The organism is Parabacteroides sp. AT13 (assembly GCF_002272965.1).
Classification (GTDB): Bacteria; Bacteroidota; Bacteroidia; order Bacteroidales; family Tannerellaceae; genus Parabacteroides; species Parabacteroides distasonis.
In genome coordinates, this window is sequence record NZ_NQMH01000001.1 from 2334558 (window position 1) to 2350621 (window position 16064).

Consider the following 16064-nt stretch of genomic DNA (forward strand, 5'->3'; position numbering starts at 1 on the left):
GTATTTATTTTGTATCGTAAATAAAAGATAAATACAAAGTAATGAAGAAGACGATTTTATTAGCTGCCATGGCAGCGTGTTTGTTTGCTACGAATGTGTTTGCCCAGAAGATAAAGGGTAGCGATACTTGTTTGCCTCTTACCCAGACTGAAGCCGAGAATTTCATGAATAAGAACAAAGCCGCTAAGATAACGGTGACGGGTGGTGGCTCCGGCGTGGGGATCTCCGCTTTGATGGAAGGCACTACGGATATAGCGATGGCTTCCCGTAAGATGAAATTCGACGAGCGCATGAAGTTGCAAGAAGCCGGAAAGAAAACTAAAGAGGAGGTGATCGCCTACGACGCTCTGGCTGTTGTCGTGCATCCTTCCAACAAGGTATCCAATCTGACCCGGGAGCAATTGGAAGGCATTTTTACCGGCAAGATTAAGAATTGGAAAGAAGTGGGTGGTGCGGATATGAAGATCGTGGCCTATTCCCGCGAGACTTCTTCCGGAACCTACGAGTTCTTCAAGGAGAGCGTGTTGAAAAATAAGAACTATATGAACGGTATCTTGAGCATGCCGGCTACAGGTGCCATTATACAAAGCGTAAGCCAGACGAAAGGAGCCATTGGCTATGTAGGTCTTGCTTATTTGAATAAAGAAGTGAAGCCGATCCATGTATCGTATGATGCCGGAAAATCCTACGTGGAGCCTTCGTTGGAGAACGCGAGGAATAAGACCTATCCGGTTGTCCGTCCGTTGTTCTACTACTATGAGACGAAGAATGCCTCAAAGGTGCGACCGTTCATCGATTATGTGATGTCTGCCGAAGGACAAGCGACGGTGAAGAAGGTTGGTTATATCCCGGTAAAGTAAGCGGAGAATCCGGACAGCGTTGTATGAGCACATCATACAACGCTGTCTAAGGTGCTTCGACAGTACTGTCTAAGGTGTTAAGACAACGCTGTCTTATGTGTTGGGATAAGATTGTCCGTCCGTCTCTTCCAGAAACTGATCCATATACAGATTCTCGCCATCCCATACGATATAAGAGAAGAATTGCATCCAATCCCCGGCTATGAGAATACGGGAGGTACGGCTTAACATCAAGTCCAACATGATGTGGCGATGGCCGAAAATGAAGAAGTTTATATCGGGATGCGTCTTTAGATATTCCTTGGCGAAAACAACCATATATTCTGCGTCTTCCCCTTGATACTTTTTAGCCTCTTGCTTTTCCAGTCCGCTCTTCCGGCTGTTGAGCGACCAGCCTAAAGCGAACCCGAACGTCCAGCGGGGATGTATTCCCGCATATAACCATTGGCAGAACTTGTTCCGGAAAATAGCCCTGATCAGACGGAATGCCTTACTCCGGAAATCTACCTCATCGCCATGCCCGAGGAAGAAACGTTTCCCCAATAAATCGACTGTCAAGGTATCCCGATGGATGATGGCGCCTATCTCTTTCGGCAAGTAGTCGAACATCCAGATGTCATGGTTACCGATAAAGATATGTATTTCTATACCTCTGTCCGCTAACTCGGCCAATTTCCCCAGAAAACGTACATGGCCTTTCGGCACGACGTATTTGTATTCGTACCAATAGTCGAATAGATCTCCCAGAAACCAAATGGCGGAAGCGTCTTCCTTGATGCTATCCAGCCAACGTACCAGTTTCTTCTCGATGGCTAAAGGGTCCTTGTGGAAACGGGCTCCCAGATGTGCGTCTGAGGCGAAATATATTTTCATAGAAAACCTAATTCCAGTTTAGCCTCCTCCGTCATCATGTCCTTGTCCCATTCCGGCTCGAAGACGAGGTTTACCTCTACATTGTTCACCCCATCGACCGCTTCTACCTTCATACGGACATCTTCCAATATGAAATCGGCCGCCGGACAGTTCGGGGCGGTGAGGGTCATATCGATGCGTACATTTTTTTCCTCATCGATATCTACCTTATATATAAGCCCAAGATCGTATACGTTTACGGGTATTTCCGGGTCGTATACCGTCTTCAGCATAGCGACGATCGCTTCTTCTGTTTGGAGAAATTCGTTGTTCATCTTCTTTTGTTTTATACGCGAATATACATTAATACTTCTATATACTAAACCGGGGGAAAAGAGAATTTGTTTCACCGGATCAGCCTTCCTTCGTCTGCATAGCTATAATAGCCGCTATCGGACAGGATGATATGGTCCAGTATCCTAATATCCATCAGCTTCGCCGCCTTTTGGATACGCTCGGTCAAGGCATCGTCGTGCGTACTGGGGCGGAGGCTACCGGATGGATGATTATGGCATAGGATTATACCGGAGGCCAAGGCGTTGATCGCCGCTTTTAATACCAAACGGATATCCACGGAAGTCTGGTTTACTCCGCCCTGACTGATTTTTACCTTTTGTATCACCTTATTTAATGGATTGGTTAGAGCGATCCAGAGTTCCTCATAAGGTAAATCGCATAGTTGGGTACGGAATAGGAGATAGGAGTCTTTGCTGCTTCGGATAGCATCTTGAGGAGACGCCTCTGAGGTTTCCCGCCGTTTCCCTAGTTCCATAGCGGCGCAGATCGTGACCGCCTTCGCCTCTCCGATACCTTTAAAGCCGGAAGTTAATTCTTTGATGGAACGTTTACCCAATGTATTCAGATTGTTGTTTACGGAGTGAAGTATCCGTTGAGAGAGTTGTACGGCCGTCTCCTCATTGTTGCCGGATCCGATCAGTATGGCGATCAATTCGGCATCGCTTAATACGGAAGCGCCTTTTTGAAGCATTTTCTCACGGGGCCTGTCTTCTTCGGCCCATTCCTTGATGGAAAGTTTTCCTGTCTTTTCTTTCATAGTCGGGAAAGGTTTATGATTTGGTTAAAAAAATAGTTCCCGCCTGCTTATCAAGCGGGAACCGTATATTTTGACAAGACCCGGATTACTCGCGGATACGGCCTACGTAAGAACCATCAGTCGTATTGATCTCGATAACCTCGCCCTCGTTGATGAACAACGGAACGCGAACTTCCGCACCAGTCTCTACGGTTGCCGGTTTCAAGGTGTTAGTAGCAGTGTCACCTTTAATACCCGGTTCTGTATAAGTAACTTTTAATTGAACTTTTGTAGGCATGTCGGCGAAAAGAACCGTATCGGTAGATGCATCAGAAACAACGTCTACAATTTCTCCCTCTTTCATGAAATCAACGCCGTTGATCAAGTTTTTGTCGATGATCACGTCATCGAATGTCTCTTGGTTCATGAAATGATAATGCTCGCCTTCCGTATAAGTGAACTGATACGGGCGACGTTCTACGCGTACATCTTCCAACTTCTCACCGATATTGAAACGACGCTCGATCTGACCGCCTTTTACAACATCTTTCAATGTGGTACGCATGATGGTATTACCTTTACCCGGTTTTACGTGAAGGAAATCGACGCAGAAATAGAGTTTTCCGTCCAAACGGATACAAGTTCCTTTCTTAATGTCTTGTGAATTGATCATATTTATTTTCTTTATTTATAATGTTATAGAGTAATCCTTAACGATTTTCGGGGGCAAAAGTAGTACATTCCTGCTAAAGTAGCAAAAAGTTTTGCGTATTTATATGGAAAAATAGTTGCAAATCAACCGAATAACCGGAACCAAGACCGCTGTCATGATACCCATCAAGCCAATCGCCAGTCCGCTTAATGCTCCTTCGATGGCCCCGATTTGAATGGCCGCTGCTGTTCCTACTCCATGGGAGGAAGCCCCTAACGCCAGTCCTTTAGCGATATGGCTATCTATTCCCAGTACCCTCATCACGATAGGGCCCACTATACTGCCAAAGATTCCTACCGCTACGACGATGACGGCGGTAAGTGAAGGTATGCCGCCCGCTTTCTCCGCTATCCCCATAGCGATCGGGGTGGTGACGGATTTCGGTTGGAGCGTGGCGATCAACGCTTGGTCGGCTCCCATCAATTTACCGATGATGATTACGCTTACGATTCCGACAATGGCCCCGACAAATACGGAAGTCAAGATCGAAACGACATTTCCCTTTAGATATTGGATTTGCTCATATAACACATAGCCAAGGGCCACTACGGAAGGCCCCAGCATAAAATGGATCAAATGACTGCTTTGCTGGAACGACTCATATTGAATGCCTAGGACTTCCAGTACCACGATAATCACGAAGATGGTCGTAAGCAAAGGATGCAAAAGACTGATATGGACTTTCTTGTAAAGAGCCAAGGAAGTCAGGTAGGTACCAATTACCAAGGTAAGAGCGAAAATCTCGGAATGCGCCAGATTATCCATGGTCTATTTCCCCTTTTCCAGTTTTTGTTGCACCAACGCTACGCTGGTGATGACTAAAATTGTACTTACTACGGAAGCGATCAGCAGGACTGCCCAATACTCGGAGATGATCCCGAAGGAATTCATAAGCCCTACACCAGCTGGAACGAAGAATAATCCCATGTTTTGGGTAAGAACCGTGGAAAGACGTTTCACCTTTTCAGGTTTTACTTTCTTGAACGCGAGGGCTAAAAATAATAGCACCATCCCAATTACGCTACCCGGTATGAAACCGTCGATAAAGTAGCTGATAAACTCTCCCGTGAAATAGAAGAAGAGAATGTAAAATGCTTCTGTTAGCATAGTTTTTCTACCTTTTTTGATAACCGCTACAAAGATAACAGCTATTTCGTAGATATGTTCTATAACATATTATTTTAACATTGTAGGGACGGCGTCCGTCCCCCCGTGGTATCAAGCTAACGCGGAAGTAATGAACATATAAATCATCATACCGATAATATCGTTGGTAATGGTGATAAACGGCCCGGTCGCCAAGGCCGGATCTATCTTCATCTTATCTAAGGTCATGGGAACTAACGTGCCGAATATACTGGCGAACATTACGACGGCGAATAGGCTTAAAGATACGGAGGCCGTAATCCCCCGGTCTCCCAGCATGAAGAAGTTGTAAATGAACACGACCAGACTGATAATGCTGGCATTGATTAACGAAACTACGGACTCTTTTAGGATTTGCGGTACGATATTCCCTTCCTTCAAGGTATTGTTTGCCAAGCCTTGTACCACGATAGCGGAAGATTGTATGCCTACGTTTCCACCGGTACCACCGATCAGCGGGATAAATAGCGCCATCTTCGGGTTAGTGGCGAAACTGCTCTCGAAACCACCGAGGATAACGGAGTTTCCCAATCCTCCGATCATGCCGATCAGCAGCCAAGGTAGGCGGGCGGCGGTTTGGGTGAATACATTATCCGAGGTTTCCACGTCTTGCGAGATACCGGATGCCAACTGGTAATCACGCTCGTGTTGCTCGCGTACCTCATCCATAACGTCATCGATCGTGATACGTCCTACCAGACGTCCGATACTATCGACTACGGGCAAGGCTACCAAGTCGTATTTCTCGATCGTCTCCGTAACCTCCTCGATACTGTCGCTGTCGCGAACGGAGATCGGGTCTTTTTTCATGACATGCTTGATCTTGGAGACGGATGGGTGGGTAATCAGTTTCTGCAAGGGGAGCACGCCTTTCAAGCGCTCGTCGTCGTCCACTACATATACATAATAGATCTCGCTCATCTCCTCCGCTTGCTTGCGCATCTCGTCGATACATTTGGGCATACTCCAATTCTCGTTCACCACGATCATCTCGGTACCCATCAAACCGCCGGCGGTGTCCTCGTCGTATTTCAACAAGTCCACGATATCACCGGCCTGTTCTACGTCCTCGATATGCGAAAGGATCTCCTCTTGGGTATCCTCGTCCAACTCACGCATCAAGTCAACGGCATCATCCGTTTCCATGTTATCGACGAAACGCTTGGCGATAAGCTCATTGGGAAGTTCCTTCAATAACTTATGACGGTCTTCCTCATCCAACTCCATCAATACATCCGCCGCTTTGTCGCCATCCATCAATAGATAGAGATAAATGGCCTCTTGCAAGTTCAGTTCTTGATAAAGCTCGGCTATATCGGCAGGATACAGTTCATGAAGTACCTCCTGTGCCTTCGCGTCATCTTTGGCCTCGATGATGCTTTTCAGGTTCTCGATGTAATCTTTCGTCAGTTCGATCATTGGACTCTTATATTATTATAGGACATCACCAGCCTGCTTCTCCAGATGCTTTTGGCTGATCAAGGTCAGTTCCACGAATTGCTCCACGGATAACTGTTCCGGGCGCTTGTCGAATATCGGCAAGGCGTAATCCGGGCAATCTTTACCCAATAGGGGTTTCATGGAATTACGAAGCGTTTTTCTTCGTTGGTTGAATGAGGTCTTTACTACGGTCTTGAATAACTTCTCGTCGCATCCCAGCTCCTTGCGGTCGTTACGAGTCATTTTCAATACGGCGCTTTTCACCTTTGGAGGCGGATCGAATACTTTCTCACTGACAGTAAAGAGGTATTCCACGTCGTACCAAGCTTGAAGCAATACGCTCAAGATTCCGTACGTCTTGCTACCGGGACCTGCCGCTAGGCGTTCCGCTACCTCTTTTTGTAACATCCCCGAGCAGCAGGGAATCTGGTCCTTATAATCGAGGACTTTGAAGAATATCTGGCTGGAGATATTATAGGGATAATTACCGATCACACAAAACTGCCCCGGAAATAGCTTCGAGAGATCCAATTTCAGGAAATCCTCGGCGATGATACGTCCTTTCAGATCGGGGAAATTCTGGTTCAGGTAATCTACGGATTCCATGTCCAACTCGACAACGGTCAAATCATGTCCCGCCTCCAGCAAGAACTGGGTAAGGACTCCCATTCCCGGTCCGATTTCCAAGACCGGCAAGGATTTGAAAGTATCGAGTGTGTCCGCAATGCGCTGTGCTATTTGCAGATCCTTTAGGAAATGTTGCCCTAATGCTTTTTTTGGCTTAACTAATCTCATCCACTTTTCGGTGTAATGTGTTTGTTTTTAAATATTATGCTTATCTTTGCGGATGCACAAAAGTACAATAAATAATTTAAAGTTCCCTATACCTAATGGATTTTAAGAGCATTCTACGTACGTTTCTGAAGATAATTCTACCTTTAGCCTTCGGCTGTTTACTCCTTTGGTTTTTGTATCGGAAAATGGATATCACTGAGATTTGGCGAGTAGTCAAGGAGGGGGTTCGTTATGATATTATTCTGGTTTCTTTACTGTTCGGCTTGTTCGCCAATATCGTCCGTGGTTTACGGTGGGGATTGCTGATCAGTTCCTTGGGCGAGCGTTTCAAGATGAGTAACGTGATTTACGCCGTGTTGGGTAATTACGCGGTGAATCTGGTATTGCCCCGTGTCGGCGAGGTATGGCGTTGCGGCATGATCACGAAATACGATAAGATCTCGTTTACCAAGCTTTTAGGTACCTTGTTGATCGACCGTGTGAGCGATACGATCATGGTCGGTTTGATAACCTTGATGATATTCATATTTAATATAAGCTTCTTTACGAGTTTCTTCGCCAAGAACCCGGCTTTGCTCGAAGGGTTCCAATCCATGTTTAATTCGATATGGATTTACGTGGCGGTGATAATTTTTGTCGCTGTAATTTGGTTTGTATTCACTTATATGAGTAACTTTACGCTGGTACAGAAAGCCAAAGGCATGTTGAAGAATATATGGACCGGTATGAAGAGTATCTGGTACATGGAGCATAAGATGCGTTTCGTGATAGAGACGTTATTGATTTGGGGAGGTTATTTCTGTTACTTTTATATAACGTTCTATGCTTTCGACTTTACCAAGGACTTGGGTATCGTGGTCGGGCTGATCACGTTTACGATGAGTAGTATCGGCGTGGCGGTGCCTGTTCAAGGCGGTATCGGACCGTGGCATTTCATGGTGATCGCTACCTTGGTTTGTTTTGGCGTGAACGAGAATGACGCGGCGGCGTTCGCCTTGGTCGTTCATACGGTACAGACGGTATGGACTGGATTGTGCGGATTATTCGGCGTGGTGGCTTTGCCGCTCACCAACCGGGAGAACAAAGAGGCTCCGGTCGCTGTTTCGTGATGAATACAAGATATGTATTAAATATGAACTGAACTAAATTATTAACATCTATGTCAGCAGAAATCAAAGATCTATCTCCGAAGCATGTATGGGGTTATTTTTATGACCTTACGCAAATCCCCCGTCCGACCGGACATATGGAGGCAGTAACCCGTTTTATGATATCCTTTGGTAAAGGATTGGGACTGGAAACCCTGCAAGATGAGGTGGGTAACGTATTGATCCGTAAGCCGGCCACGCCCGGAATGGAAGGTCGTAAGACCGTGACATTGCAGTCTCATCTGGATATGGTTCCCCAAAAAAACTCTTCCGTAAAGCATGATTTCGAGAAAGATCCGATCGACGCTTACATAGACGGTGATTGGGTGACGGCCCGTGAGACGACTTTGGGGGCGGACAATGGCATGGGCGCCGCTCTGGCGATGGCCGTGTTAGCGGACAATAGCTTGCGTCACGGACCGATCGAGGCCCTGTTTACGATTGATGAGGAACAGGGAATGGACGGCGCTTTCGGCTTGAAGCCGCATTTCTTACAGGGTGATATTTTATTGAATTGTGATTCCGAGAAGGAAGGGGAGTTGTTCGTAGGTTGCGCGGGTGGCGCTAACGTGAATGTCTCTTTCCAATTTAAGGAGGATACTTATATTCCGGAAGGTGACGTGGCTGTCAAGGTTAGCTTGTCTGGCTTGAAAGGTGGCCATTCCGGTGTGGATATTCATTTAGGGCGTGCGAATGCGAATAAGTTGATCTTCCGTTTCTTGAAAGAGGCGGTTTGTGATTATGGCGCTCGCTTGTCCTCTGTGGCGGGTGGTTCCTTGCCTAACGCTATCCCTCGTGAGGCTTTTGCCGTGATAACGATTCCGGGTGATAACGTGGAGTCTCTTTGGGAGCTAGTGGCTGATTACCAAGATATGTTCCGTACGGAGTATATGGGTGTGGAGGATCAGATCGATTTCGTCGCGGAGATGGTTGAATTGCCGTCTACGTTGATTCCGGAGGAGATACAGGATGATTTGATCAATGCGATCGAGGGTTGCCAGAATGGTGTGATTAGCATGTTGCATGATTTCCCGGGTACGATTGAGTCTTCCTCTAACTTGGCGATCGTGAAGACATCTGATGAGTTGATCGAGGTGAAGATCTTGGTGCGTAGCTCATCCGAGTCTCGCAGGGATTCTGTTTGCTCAAGTCTGGAAAGTGTATTCGCTTTGGCAGGGGCTAAGGTGGAGGAGTCCGGTCATTATAATGGCTGGCAGCCTAATATCAATTCCCCGATCTTGAACTTGATGAAATCTACCTATCTGGATTTATTTGGTAAGGAACCTGAGGTGAAGGTGATGCATGCCGGATTGGAATGCGGTATCATCCAAGGCGCTTATCCGGATATGGATATGGTTTCTATCGGACCGGATTTGGAATATCCGCACTCACCGGACGAGCGAGTGAATATTCATTCCGTACAGAAGATCTGGGAGTTTATTACAGCTACATTGGAGAGAATCTAAGGATCTCTTTCCTTATAGATATTAAACAAGCCCTCCAGCCTTTGTTCTTCTAACCATTCGGTTAGCGAGAATAGGGCTGGAGGGTTTATTTTTATAGTTTCTCTATATCCTCAAGGGAGAGCCCTGTACATTTTTGGATGATGAGAGGTGCGATTCCCTCGGCTTTCATGTTACGGGCCGTAGATTCTTTCCCTTTCAATATCCCTTTCTCCTCTGCGTAATCGATCGTATTCTTATAATCCCTGTATCGTTTCAGGGCCTCGTCGTATTGTATGCGTTCTTCCTTGCTGAGGTTTGCCACGTCGGCTACTTCTAGCAACTTATCGAAGACCGCCTTTTTTGCCTTGAACGGCATTCTCTCTAAAGTGTCCATATGCTTCAATAAATAAATCCAACGTTCAAAATCGTTCTCGCACTCGTCCGGTTCTTTTTGGAAGTAAGGCAGCTCGAGATAGACTTGCCGTATCCTGTCGCTGAACATCCTTCCGGTTTCCCGGTCCGCCAATATAACATCGGTCCGGAACTTTGAGTTCACGTCCATCTTGTAATTAAGTAGGAATACCCCGTATACGGGTTGTAACGCGAATTTCCAGTCCTTCCCTTTTTGTCCTTGGTTACTGATGGCCCTCGCCAAATAGTACAGTCCCCTGTCGTGGAAATAGGGTTGTGCGCCGGTTTGCATCTCAACCACGAACAGGTTTCCGTTGCTATCCTTGCAATGCACGTCAAAAACGATTCCCCTGTCGTCCAGCGTCTCGGGGGTCTGAATCGGGTTAAGGAACGTGATGTCCTCGATGTCGTGCTCTCCGAAGAACAATTGGTTCAGGAAATCGATTAGTAACTCCTTGTGTACCTCCTGTCCGAATATCCGGTGAAAGCCGAAATCGGTGAAGGGATTGATAAATTTTCCCATAGTGCTTATAGGTTTTAGTGATTAATATGAAAGGGATGGTTCTTTTTCCATCTCTTGCGGTAAAGATACGCTTTTAAAAATAAATACGTACGTCTTTTTGAAAAAACATGTACATGTTTCCGGAAAAAGACGTACGTGTTTTTTGAAGGTCATAATATTACCGTTATATCAAGTATCTTGAAGGAATTTTATGTCGTGAAAACGGTTGTTGTCTTGACTTTTTGCTTGATATAAGGCTTGAATCGTGACAATCCCTTTTTGCTGGCATCGTGAAATAGGGGGAAGGGGAAGACGATAATCGGGGTTTTTCATGGAAAAGTACGGCCTTTTACGCACGATATACGACAAAAGCCTGCACATATAGTCGCGTTGGGTAACGCCTATACTGCCGTTGGGCATTATAAACAGTCACGAATAGGGTTGGCGGTAGTCGTGAATGGGCATTGTAACCCTGTTAGAACCCAGTCGTAACCCTATGGGATAGCCCGAAGAAGTCAATAGATATGAATTACGATGGATTAATTTCGCTATAACGAAAGGCGTTTTTTTAGCATCTGTCTGTTAATTAGTTGATTGCTGTTTTTTTCTTACTTATTTGGGAACGAACTGTACCTTTGTTCGAAAAAATCGATTCTCCGGGAGTTAAGAATACAAAATGTCAAAGTGTTACTTTTGGATAAATATATAAATGTACGTATGTACATTATTATAAAGGCGTAAAGTTTGTATGATTCATAAATACTATTATCGTGTAGAAACGACTAGTTTAAACGATCGATTCTTTTAGTCATTTGCAAAGGTACGCGTTTCTTCGACTTCTGCAACCCTTCCGGGCTATTTTTTTCACCCCTTATCCTCTTTCTTATCAATCAAATAGGCTATCCGTTACGAAACAAGCGATTCCGTAAACGAACCTCTCTTTTCCTCCCTTAAAAAACGACTAATCTAGACGATCGTTTAGACTAGTCGTTTTATGTGATTTTGGAATCGATTTAATAGAGCTAAGTATTTGATTATCTTAATAAACACTAGTATTAATATTAATTTCAGTATTATGAACAAAAAGTTTTCTACTCTTTTGGCGGCTGCTTTGTTCGGAACTTTCTCTGCTTTTGCGGTTGCTCCGACAAATGGTAAGTTGCATCAGATTAAGATTGGAACAGAGGGTACTCAGGTTCTGTCTGTCGTAAAAAATAAGGCGAAGACAGCTGATAGTTTGGTGGTTGTGGATGCTCCGGGAAACTCCGACATCATGAAGGATGTTTACAAGAAGTCTTTGTGGAAGTTCGCTAGCTCCAAGGTAGACAATTCCGAGACGGATGTTTGGACTATGACGAACTATGCTACGGGTAGCGTATTGAGCTTGGATCTTTCCAAGGAAGGTGCTTCTTTCGTAAGTAACGGCCAGTCTAAATGGTTGGTTTCTGCTGAAGGCAAGATCACGGCTATCAAGAATGGTGATACTTATTCTATCCAATTGCAATATTTGGATGAGGATGGAGAAGTTGTAGATGTAGCTGTAGAAGGTGGTAAGACTCGCGTGATTGTGAAAAAGAACAAATCCGCAGAGGCGTTCAATATCGCTAAACCAGCATCTGTTGATGCTATGACTGCCGATCAGATCAACGGTTTGTATGGTACTTCTTCTGTTCTTGATTTCGACAAGAACTTGGATGGCAACCCAATCGACGGCGTGGCTTTCCGTGCTGTGGCTACAGATGCTGAGTCTTATGTAAACGTTCGTTTGAACTCCGGTAAGTATTTGGTAGTTGACTCCGCTCAATGGACGAACACCGTAAACAACAATGTTTATTTCAAATTAGCTACTGATGCTCTTCCTACAGAGGCTGCTAAAGAGAGTTCTGTAAACTCTGCTGTAGGGGCTGAATTGTTGAAGAACGGTCGTGCCGCTGATTTCTATGCATTCCAATTCAAGTTGGATATCGCTGCCGGTTATGTGGTAACTATCACTCCGAAGGGTGTTCCTACTTATGCTCCGACAACTCCGGAAGAAAACAAGGCTCATGCTGGTATGTCTTATGACGTAGCAACAACAACTCGTGCTTTGGTTTACGGTAAGTTCGCTAACAGCTTGGAGGTTTTGACGGCTACTAAGGCTACAGGCGATAAGTTGACAGAGGCTAAGGCTACATTCGGTGTAGTTGATACTCCGGATGCATTGGACGCTGACTATACTTACTATGTACAATTAATATACAAAGATACTACAAAAAAGTGGAATACAGAAGAATGAAGTAATAGAATTGATTTACAGAGGTTTCATTTAAGCAGCCGATTATCTCCAACGCCACCACAATCCTTGCCGAAGCCAAGTCAAGACGTCGCAACGTTACTTGTTCGTAACCACACCATATAGGTGACGAAATTGGCACGAATGGCAAAACAAGGCGTTGTGATATAGTGAGTTACTAACAACTCACGCGACAAATCCAGTTACGGAAAAAGATTGCGTCGTTCCTCCGTGTTTTGCGTACCGACGAAGGATTCTTCACCGACTAATTTTGAACCTAAAAAAATTAAGGACGATGAAGAGTACATTTTCAGTTATCTACTACCTCAAACGTCAGGTAGTGAAAAAGGACGGGACAGTACCCGTCATGGGACGTATCACGGTGGACGGCAGCCAAACACAGTTCAGCTGCAAACTGACCGTCGATCCTAAGCTGTGGGACACCAAAGGAGGACGTGTCACGGGCAGAAGCACGGCTGCACTCGAAACGAACCGTATGCTCGACAAGATGCGCGTACGCATCAACAAGCACTATCAGGAAATCATGGAGCGTGACAACTTCGTCACTGCGGAAAAGGTGAAAAACGCCTTTCTTGGACTGGAACACCGCTACCACACGCTATTGCAGGTGTTCCGGCAACACAACGAGGACTATGCCAAGCAGGTGGAGGCAGGCATGAAAGCCAAAGGCACGTTTGACAAATACAAGATCGTTTACAAGCACCTGCAAGAGTTCCTCACCATCCGCTACCACGTGAAGGACATCGCCCTGAAAGAGCTTACCCCCGCTTTCATTTCCGATTTTGAAATGTTCCTGCGCACGGACAAACACTGCTGCACCAACACCGTGTGGCTGTATGTCTGCCCGCTTCGGACGATGGTGTTCATCGCCATCAACAATGAGTGGCTCACGCGCGACCCGTTCCGCGAGTATGAAATCAAGAAGGAGGAAACGACCCGCAGCTTTCTGACGAAAGATGAAATCCGCCTGCTGATGGAAGGTAAGCTGAAGAATGCGAAGCAAGAACTGTATCGTGATTTATACCTGTTCTGCGCCTTCACGGGCTTGTCGTTCGCCGATATGCGCAACCTGACGGAAGAGAATATCCGCACCTACTTTGACGAACACGAGTGGATAAACATCAACCGCCAGAAGACGGGTGTGGTGTCCAACATCCGTATGCTCGACATAGCGAAGCGCATCATCGACAAATACCGTGGGCTGTGTGGGGACGGCAGGATATTCCCCGTACCCCACTATAACACGTGCCTTGCCGGAATCCGTGCCGTCGCCAAGCGTTGCGGTATCACCAAGCATATTACATGGCATCAAAGCCGCCACACGGCCGCCACGACGGTGTTCCTCTCCAACGGCGTACCCATCGAAACGGTCAGTTCCATGCTGGGACACAAAAGCATAAAGACAACGCAGATATACGCGAAAATAACCAAAGAGAAGCTCAATCAAGACATGGAGAACCTTGCCGCGAGATTGAACCAAATCGAAGAATTTGCAGGTCGTACCATCTAAAACAGAGAAGCCATGAAACGTGACATAATCATCATTGAGGACAAGGCGGTCAGCGTAACCGGTAACGATGTATGGATGACCGCCGGAGAAATCGCCAGACTGTTCCACACGGGTGTCCCGGCAGTGAACGCCGCCATCAAAGCCATCCTCAAAACGGACGTGCTGAACGACTACGAGGCATGCCGCTACATCCAACTTGAAAACGGTCTGTATGCGGATGTTTACTCGCTTGAGATAATCATCCCCGTCACCTTTCGGCTGAGCACATACCATGCCCATCTTTTCCGCCGCTGGCTGATGGACAAGGCACTTGCAAAAGACAAGCATACCGCCTACATGTTATTCGTACATAGCGGAAAAGGCGGTTACTGCTGAAAAGACGATGAAAATCAATTAAAAACGGACAACCATCAAGCTGTCCGTTTTAACTTTAAAATAGTCAATTTTGAATATACAAATTATGTGCTAAAGAATATGAGGTATCAAAATTGAGATGGCTTATATAACATCTCATACTTTAACGAGCCACAATCAATGTACATATCATATTCCGCAATTCCTTTTTCTTGTGCTATATAATGCAAAGTTTTCTTGTGGATGTTTGAAATTCTCTCTCCATAATAGATTGCTTTAGGAACAATTTTCAGGCTTGTTGCACGAGAATGTGCGGCAGGTTGTTTCTCTGAATGAATAATACGCCATTCATTTTCATATTCCCACTGTGTGGATTTGTGAATAGCCATTTTCAAATGCGATAGTGAATCTATATTTTTAACATCCAGCCCCAAGCTCTTTGCTATATACCATTGAATAAAACTATTTGCATCAAAGCGGTTATTATCATATATAACAGGCAAGATACAACAATTCATTTCTCCTTGTTCTAATAAGAACCTTAAATCATATTCCAATGCAAACCCTTCATGATTTTGGGCATAGTGACTCCACATTATAACAGAATCTATGCTTTCACTTAAACATGCTATTGTAGATACGACCTTTAATGTATCCCCCATTTTTAATAGGATTTCTTTCAATATGTTTTCCATTACAACACTAAAAAGAGCTAATGTCAATGGATTTATGCCGTTACACGATATTACCTGTTTTTTTAAACCTGTCAAATTGTTTCTTCCGAAAAATTGGATTACACTTGGAGGAAATTCGAAATCTTTAGTTTCAAGTATCTGTTTGAATTGTTCAAGAAATTCTTCTGTACAACAAGCTCTCATTTGCTCTTGAATATTATCCAAACTATAATAAACAAGAGTGTCATAGGGGTCATTAAACTTATCAGCAGTAACAGCATAAACCAGATCCTTGTCAAAAGCATCAAGGTTTAATGTTGAACAACTCCTATATCTATACAGTTTTTGTGGCAACATTGACATCAATGCTGCACTTATAGGATAGATTCGGGATTTTATGTCCTCTTGCTCAATTCCTTCAGGAATTATTGTGGATTCTAACAATTTTGCAAATTCACTCCGAAGCATAATGGTATTCGTTTTAACCACAAAGGTACGCATTTTATTCCGGAATGTCAGGACATTACTCCATCGGTTTGCGGTAATTCGCCTCCAGCAGTTCACGCAATCCCGATTCGGGGTAAAGCACCTTCCCGCCTAAAAGGATAAAGGGCAACACTCTGTTGTTACGGTATTCCTGCAAGGTACGGCGGCTCACACGGAGCAACTCCGCCACCTCCCTGTCCGTCAGGTAACGTTCCCCGTCCAGCGGTGGACGGTAGTTTTCCAAAAATGCAGAGAGCCATTTAGAGCCTTTGCGCATATTCTGCACCACGGTGGCAAGCGGCTCGTCCTCCAGTGTAAAAACATCGTTGTTCTCGTTCATCAT

The 16064-nt window shown here is 45.2% G+C and carries 17 protein-coding genes; 6 read left to right on the plus strand and 11 right to left on the minus strand.

Features of this window, described 5'->3' with window-relative positions:
* The first annotated feature begins 41 nt into the window (after positions 1 to 41).
* Entirely contained in the window at positions 42 to 860 is an 819-nt protein-coding gene (locus CI959_RS09665; RefSeq protein ID WP_005861193.1) for a PstS family phosphate ABC transporter substrate-binding protein, read from the plus strand.
* A gap of 93 nt (positions 861 to 953) precedes the next feature.
* Here CI959_RS09665 and CI959_RS09670 read toward each other — a convergent pair whose 3' ends face one another.
* The 8 genes from CI959_RS09670 to rsmA form a co-directional block, all read right to left on the minus strand.
* Complete coding sequence (locus CI959_RS09670; protein ID WP_005861197.1) at positions 954 to 1733, minus strand: UDP-2,3-diacylglucosamine diphosphatase; 780 nt, start codon at positions 1731 to 1733, stop codon at positions 954 to 956.
* Positions 1730 to 2047 carry a metal-sulfur cluster assembly factor gene (locus tag CI959_RS09675; protein ID WP_005861198.1) on the minus strand — a complete coding sequence of 106 codons (318 nt, stop codon included), beginning with the start codon at positions 2045 to 2047 and terminating at the stop codon, positions 1730 to 1732. Before CI959_RS09675 ends, CI959_RS09670 begins: the two co-directional genes overlap by 4 nt.
* Positions 2048 to 2118: 71 nt before the next feature.
* Positions 2119 to 2826, minus strand: coding sequence for a DNA repair protein RadC (radC, locus tag CI959_RS09680; RefSeq protein WP_005861199.1), 708 nt, complete (start codon positions 2824 to 2826; stop codon positions 2119 to 2121).
* Positions 2827 to 2911: 85 nt separating this feature from the next.
* Positions 2912 to 3478 carry an elongation factor P gene (gene efp, locus CI959_RS09685; RefSeq protein WP_005861200.1) on the minus strand — a complete coding sequence of 189 codons (567 nt, stop codon included), beginning with the start codon at positions 3476 to 3478 and terminating at the stop codon, positions 2912 to 2914.
* Positions 3479 to 3577: 99 nt separating this feature from the next.
* Positions 3578 to 4282 (minus strand): LrgB family protein, encoded by a 705-nt coding sequence (locus CI959_RS09690; RefSeq protein WP_005861201.1) that lies wholly within the window; start codon positions 4280 to 4282, stop codon positions 3578 to 3580.
* A 3-nt stretch (positions 4283 to 4285) separates the two neighbouring features.
* Entirely contained in the window at positions 4286 to 4624 is a 339-nt protein-coding gene (locus tag CI959_RS09695; RefSeq protein WP_095231438.1) for a CidA/LrgA family protein, read from the minus strand.
* A gap of 111 nt (positions 4625 to 4735) precedes the next feature.
* Positions 4736 to 6082: a magnesium transporter gene (mgtE, locus tag CI959_RS09700; protein WP_005861206.1), complete on the minus strand. Its 1347-nt coding sequence runs from the start codon at positions 6080 to 6082 to the stop codon at positions 4736 to 4738.
* Positions 6083 to 6097: 15 nt separating this feature from the next.
* Entirely contained in the window at positions 6098 to 6898 is an 801-nt protein-coding gene (gene rsmA, locus CI959_RS09705) for a 16S rRNA (adenine(1518)-N(6)/adenine(1519)-N(6))-dimethyltransferase RsmA (RefSeq protein ID WP_005861207.1), read from the minus strand.
* Between the two features lie 95 nt (positions 6899 to 6993).
* On the opposite strand from rsmA, the gene CI959_RS09710 reads away from it, so the two are divergent.
* Positions 6994 to 8007, plus strand: a complete 1014-nt coding sequence (locus CI959_RS09710; protein ID WP_005861208.1) for a lysylphosphatidylglycerol synthase transmembrane domain-containing protein — start codon at positions 6994 to 6996, stop codon at positions 8005 to 8007.
* A 50-nt stretch (positions 8008 to 8057) separates the two neighbouring features.
* Positions 8058 to 9512 carry an aminoacyl-histidine dipeptidase gene (locus CI959_RS09715; protein ID WP_005861209.1) on the plus strand — a complete coding sequence of 485 codons (1455 nt, stop codon included), beginning with the start codon at positions 8058 to 8060 and terminating at the stop codon, positions 9510 to 9512.
* Between the two features lie 91 nt (positions 9513 to 9603).
* On the opposite strand, the gene CI959_RS09720 is transcribed toward CI959_RS09715, so the two are convergent.
* Positions 9604 to 10425 (minus strand): Rpn family recombination-promoting nuclease/putative transposase, encoded by an 822-nt coding sequence (locus tag CI959_RS09720; protein ID WP_011966904.1) that lies wholly within the window; start codon positions 10423 to 10425, stop codon positions 9604 to 9606.
* 1054 nt (positions 10426 to 11479) lie between these two features.
* Here CI959_RS09720 and CI959_RS09725 point away from each other — a divergent pair.
* The 3 genes from CI959_RS09725 (at position 11480) to CI959_RS09735 (ending at position 14582) form a co-directional block, all read left to right on the plus strand.
* Entirely contained in the window at positions 11480 to 12679 is a 1200-nt protein-coding gene (locus tag CI959_RS09725) for a hypothetical protein (protein ID WP_255223114.1), read from the plus strand.
* Between the two features lie 292 nt (positions 12680 to 12971).
* Entirely contained in the window at positions 12972 to 14207 is a 1236-nt protein-coding gene (locus CI959_RS09730) for a site-specific integrase (protein WP_032542969.1), read from the plus strand.
* Between the two features lie 12 nt (positions 14208 to 14219).
* Positions 14220 to 14582, plus strand: a complete 363-nt coding sequence (locus CI959_RS09735) for a hypothetical protein (RefSeq protein WP_005809276.1) — start codon at positions 14220 to 14222, stop codon at positions 14580 to 14582.
* A gap of 107 nt (positions 14583 to 14689) precedes the next feature.
* Here CI959_RS09735 and CI959_RS09740 read toward each other — a convergent pair whose 3' ends face one another.
* Complete coding sequence (locus tag CI959_RS09740) at positions 14690 to 15703, minus strand: DUF2971 domain-containing protein (protein ID WP_005809274.1); 1014 nt, start codon at positions 15701 to 15703, stop codon at positions 14690 to 14692.
* Positions 15704 to 15758: 55 nt separating this feature from the next.
* The gene (locus CI959_RS09745) at positions 15759 to 16064 is read right to left on the minus strand and encodes a helix-turn-helix domain-containing protein (protein WP_032538125.1); all 306 of its coding nucleotides are present in this window, start codon (positions 16062 to 16064) and stop codon (positions 15759 to 15761) included.

Coding starts and splice junctions, on each gene's coding strand:
- CI959_RS09715 (WP_005861209.1), top strand. CDS start 8,058: ATGTCAGCAGAAATCAAAGATCTATCTCCGAAGCATGTATGGGGTTAT.
- CI959_RS09745 (WP_032538125.1), bottom strand. CDS start 16,064: ATGATGAACGAGAACAACGATGTTTTTACACTGGAGGACGAGCCGCTT.
- CI959_RS09695 (WP_095231438.1), bottom strand. CDS start 4,624: ATGCTAACAGAAGCATTTTACATTCTCTTCTTCTATTTCACGGGAGAG.
- CI959_RS09740 (WP_005809274.1), bottom strand. CDS start 15,703: ATGCTTCGGAGTGAATTTGCAAAATTGTTAGAATCCACAATAATTCCT.
- CI959_RS09730 (WP_032542969.1), top strand. CDS start 12,972: ATGAAGAGTACATTTTCAGTTATCTACTACCTCAAACGTCAGGTAGTG.
- efp (WP_005861200.1), bottom strand. CDS start 3,478: ATGATCAATTCACAAGACATTAAGAAAGGAACTTGTATCCGTTTGGAC.
- CI959_RS09725 (WP_255223114.1), top strand. CDS start 11,480: ATGAACAAAAAGTTTTCTACTCTTTTGGCGGCTGCTTTGTTCGGAACT.
- CI959_RS09720 (WP_011966904.1), bottom strand. CDS start 10,425: ATGGGAAAATTTATCAATCCCTTCACCGATTTCGGCTTTCACCGGATA.
- CI959_RS09670 (WP_005861197.1), bottom strand. CDS start 1,733: ATGAAAATATATTTCGCCTCAGACGCACATCTGGGAGCCCGTTTCCAC.
- rsmA (WP_005861207.1), bottom strand. CDS start 6,898: ATGAGATTAGTTAAGCCAAAAAAAGCATTAGGGCAACATTTCCTAAAG.
- CI959_RS09665 (WP_005861193.1), top strand. CDS start 42: ATGAAGAAGACGATTTTATTAGCTGCCATGGCAGCGTGTTTGTTTGCT.
- CI959_RS09735 (WP_005809276.1), top strand. CDS start 14,220: ATGAAACGTGACATAATCATCATTGAGGACAAGGCGGTCAGCGTAACC.
- CI959_RS09710 (WP_005861208.1), top strand. CDS start 6,994: ATGGATTTTAAGAGCATTCTACGTACGTTTCTGAAGATAATTCTACCT.
- mgtE (WP_005861206.1), bottom strand. CDS start 6,082: ATGATCGAACTGACGAAAGATTACATCGAGAACCTGAAAAGCATCATC.
- CI959_RS09690 (WP_005861201.1), bottom strand. CDS start 4,282: ATGGATAATCTGGCGCATTCCGAGATTTTCGCTCTTACCTTGGTAATT.
- CI959_RS09675 (WP_005861198.1), bottom strand. CDS start 2,047: ATGAACAACGAATTTCTCCAAACAGAAGAAGCGATCGTCGCTATGCTG.
- radC (WP_005861199.1), bottom strand. CDS start 2,826: ATGAAAGAAAAGACAGGAAAACTTTCCATCAAGGAATGGGCCGAAGAA.